The 1975-nt window shown below is 51.7% G+C and carries 3 protein-coding genes; all 3 read left to right on the top strand.

The annotated features are described in order from the left end of the window. Window positions 1–233 (top strand): 6-pyruvoyl trahydropterin synthase family protein (locus OB13_RS07970; RefSeq protein WP_461489628.1); only part of this gene is annotated, 233 nt, incomplete at its 5' end. Beyond that, window positions 196–891 carry a GTP cyclohydrolase I FolE gene (gene folE / locus OB13_RS07975; RefSeq protein WP_461489629.1) on the top strand — a complete coding sequence of 232 codons (696 nt, stop codon included), beginning with the start codon at window positions 196–198 and terminating at the stop codon, window positions 889–891. The genes OB13_RS07970 and folE, both read left to right, overlap by 38 nt. A gap of 128 nt (window positions 892–1019) precedes the next feature. Next, the gene (locus OB13_RS07980) at window positions 1020–1946 is read left to right on the top strand and encodes a TIGR01777 family oxidoreductase (protein ID WP_461489630.1); all 927 of its coding nucleotides are present in this window, start codon (window positions 1020–1022) and stop codon (window positions 1944–1946) included. Window positions 1947–1975 lie beyond the last annotated feature (29 nt).

The following is a 1975-nucleotide window of genomic DNA, read 5'->3' on the forward strand; positions in this document are numbered from 1 at the left end:
GGTATGTGTATGACATGAAAAAACTCAGCACCCTGGTACAGGAAGAGGTAGTAGAGCGGTTTGACCACAAAAACCTTAACCTGGACACAGAAGAGTTTAAGCGTCTGAACCCTACAGCCGAAAATATTGCCATCGTGATTTGGGAGAAGCTGCGCGAAAGAATCAGCAGGGACTATGATTTAGCCGTAACACTTTATGAAACTGAACGAAACTTTGTTGAATATAATGGATAACCAGGACCCGGCCCACGGAGCGGAAGAGATGGACGATCACTTGATGAGTTCATTGGCAACGCCTCTGCGCGCTGATGCATTTGACCTTTCTGACGCTGAAAAGATCATGATCATCGAAAGGCATTTCCGGGAGATCATGCATACGATGGGCCTCGACCTGACCGATGACAGCCTGAAGGGTACCCCGCTGCGCGTTGCCAAAATGTATGTGCAGGAAATCTTCAGCGGCCTTAACCCCGATAACAAACCTGTGATCCGGCGCTTCGAGAACAAGTATAAGTACAACCAGATGCTGGTAGAGCGCGACATTACGGTATACTCTTCCTGCGAGCACCACTTTGTGCCGATTATTGGCAAGGCACATGTGGCCTATATGCCCAACGAGCACGTGATCGGACTCTCCAAACTCAACCGCATTGTGCATTACTACGCCCGTCGCCCACAGGTGCAGGAGCGTATGACCATGCAGATCGCCAATGAACTGAAGGAAGCCCTGAAAACAGAGAACGTAGCTGTCCTGATCGAGGCGGACCACTTGTGCGTGATGAGCCGCGGCGTGAACGATGTCAGCAGCAGCACCATCACCGCAGAATATTCCGGCCTGTTCGAACAGGATCAGTACCGGATTGAATTCCTGAGCCATATCCGCAAAAAATAACTTCTACATCCCTTTTCGCCGACCGAATACACGCTTGCTGGTTTTTTAAGCAAGACACACAACGAAACTTCACCTGTTCTACGTATAGGTATATTCCTATATGATTCGTTTTATGCCACAAAAAAGCTATGCCTGATAAAATACTTATTACAGGCGGTTCAGGCCTGATAGGATCGCGGCTGTCCGAGATGCTGATTGACCAGGGCTATGAAGTAGCTCACCTGAGCAGGAAACCGGATAAATTTTCGCATTACAAGACCTTCCGCTGGGACGTGCATGCCAAGACAATCGATGACAGCGCTGTTACCTATGCCGACTACATCATACACCTGGCGGGCGCAGGCCTGGCGGACGAAAAATGGACTAACGAGCGGAAGAAAGAAATCCTGGATAGCCGGGTAGATAGCGCAAACCTGCTGTTCGAAAGCCTGAAGCGGAACGAGCATCACGTCAAGGGATTTGTTTCGGCGTCGGGCGTTGGGATCTATGGCAATTCGGGCGATCAGCTGGTTTCAGAAGAGAGCGTATACGGGGATGATTTCCTGGCCCGGATCTGCAAAGCCTGGGAGGCGGCCGCCTGGCAGATGAAGGACCTCAACATCCGGACGGTCATCCTGCGGATGGGGATCGTACTCAGCGACCAGGGAGGCGCTTTGCCCCAACTGGCCCGCCCGGTGAGATTGATGGCCGGCGCTCCGTTGGGCAGTGGCAGGCAGTATATGTCCTGGGTGCACATCGATGATATTTGCCGCCTCTATATCCGGGCTATTGAAGATGCACAGTTTGAAGGCGTATACAATGCCGTCGCACCTCACCCTGTCACCAACAAGGAATTTACCACCGCGCTGGCCGAAGCCATGCAAAAGCCGCTGGTACTGCCGAAAGTGCCTTCCTTTGCCATTAACCTGATGATGGGCGAGATGAGTGAAGTCGTTTTGGCAGGTCAGCGGGTGAGTGCCAGCAAAGTGCTGCAGACTGGATTCACCTTTGAGTATAACTACCTGGAGGAAGCGCTGGGATCTTTTTACAAAGATAAAAACCAGGACAACGCATAACCGGCCGGCTCCACTGAAGCGGCATCGGT

Source organism: Pontibacter sp. HJ8, from assembly GCF_054824225.1.